Origin of the sequence: Paraburkholderia phenoliruptrix, from assembly GCF_902859825.1 — a bacterium.
In the GTDB taxonomy this organism is placed as follows: Bacteria; Pseudomonadota; Gammaproteobacteria; order Burkholderiales; family Burkholderiaceae; genus Paraburkholderia; species Paraburkholderia phenoliruptrix.
In genome coordinates this window covers 1-1,425 of record NZ_CADIKB010000111.1, presented here as the reverse complement: position 1 = coordinate 1,425, position 1,425 = coordinate 1, and the positions used below count along the sequence as shown (strand labels likewise).

1 protein-coding gene and 1 pseudogene are annotated in these 1,425 nt (G+C 57.3%); both read right to left on the bottom strand.

Annotated features, from left to right (window positions below; genetic code table 11):
* A pseudogene (locus tag HV711_RS33755) lies at positions 1-212 on the bottom strand (IS21 family transposase); the annotation flags it as partial.
* Positions 213-316: 104 nt separating this feature from the next.
* Positions 317-1,312 (bottom strand): tyrosine-type recombinase/integrase, encoded by a 996-nt coding sequence (locus tag HV711_RS33180; protein ID WP_035486403.1) that lies wholly within the window; start codon positions 1,310-1,312, stop codon positions 317-319.
* Between the last annotated feature and the right edge of the window lie 113 nt (positions 1,313-1,425).

The window sequence follows — 1,425 nt, the reverse complement described above, 5'->3', positions numbered from 1 at the left end:
CTTGGCGGCAGATCCATGAGCTGTTCGCGCTCAAGGCGGAACGCCGCCGCGTTACGCCGGTTACGGCGCATGACGATCTCGCGCAGAAACTCGTTGTAGGCCGCACGATCGACGAAGTCTCGATGACCGCGCAACATCAACGCCTGATCGACGGCTTCTTTAAGATAGCGATGCGACGATTCAACGCTGCCATTCTCGTTGTTATGGCCTCGAGGCCATAATCACGAGTATGGTGCGGTAAAAAATATGTGCTGCTCGATAACGAACTAGGCCAAGGCAGTACCTTTGTGGAAAGCGAACAGCACATATTATTCGGTTACAAGGTGCGGAGGAAGGTCATCAGGTCGGGCTGATCCCGCCATTGCTTTTGGCCCTCGGCACCGCCTTCCACTTCGCATGTCGCCAGCGCCCGTGCCTTTGTTTCCAGATTGATCTCGGCGTAGATGTTGGTCGTCTCCAACGAAACGTGCCCAAGCCAGCCGCGTATCGTATTGATGTCGACACCAGCCTGGAGTAGTAGCGAGGCGGTCGTATGCCGAATCACATGTGGGTGCACATTCTTGCCGGCAAGCGACGGCGCCTTGGCTGCAGCACGGATAGCGCAGCGCCTGACCAATGCATGAATGCCGGAGCGCGTCATCGTCTGGTGGAATCGATTGAGGAACACCGGCGCGTCTGCGGCCCTCCCCTCGGACTGCGAGCGCAACGCATCGAGCGTGGATTTCCAGAGCGGGCAGCGGCGATGTCTGTTCCCCTTGCCGACGATGCTGACCGAGCGCGTGTGCCAGTCAACGTCGCCAATCTTGAGCTGCGCAGCTTCGCTTGCACGCGCTCCTGAGTTAAACATGAAGAGCAGTAACGCATGTTCGCGTTGTCCCTGCGCTGTATTGACGTCAGAGGAAGCGAGCAGGGCGTCCATTTCCTGCCTGCTAAGGTAGCTGATCTCCGGTCGGCTGGTTCTCTTAACCGGAATCAGATGGATCTGTGCCCACCAGTCGACGTATTCAGGCGCATGTTCGCCGATGAAACGAGCCAGCGCATGGATGCTGCCGAGCCGCTGATTTCGTGTGCTGACCGTACAGTGACGTTGTTCTTCCATGTGCGTCAGGAACAGGCGGACCATTTGCGCGGAGAGATCATCAACGGTCAGGCGGTCGATCCGCTTGTCGACCTTGGCGGCCAAATACGGAAGCAACAGCATGAGCATGTCGCGGTAACTTCTTTGCGTATTGACGGCAAGGTTACGTTCGCCCACCAGATACTCAATCAGGAAACGTCGGATCCACGGACCCAGCAGCGATGAGCTATTCATGTTGCGGCAATGTCCCACAGACAGTTGAAGGTTGGGACGGCGGGTGCGGCATAGATTATGCGACCTTGCGATCATGGTCAATGTTGGATTTCGAGGGCGAACGCTTCAGGGCG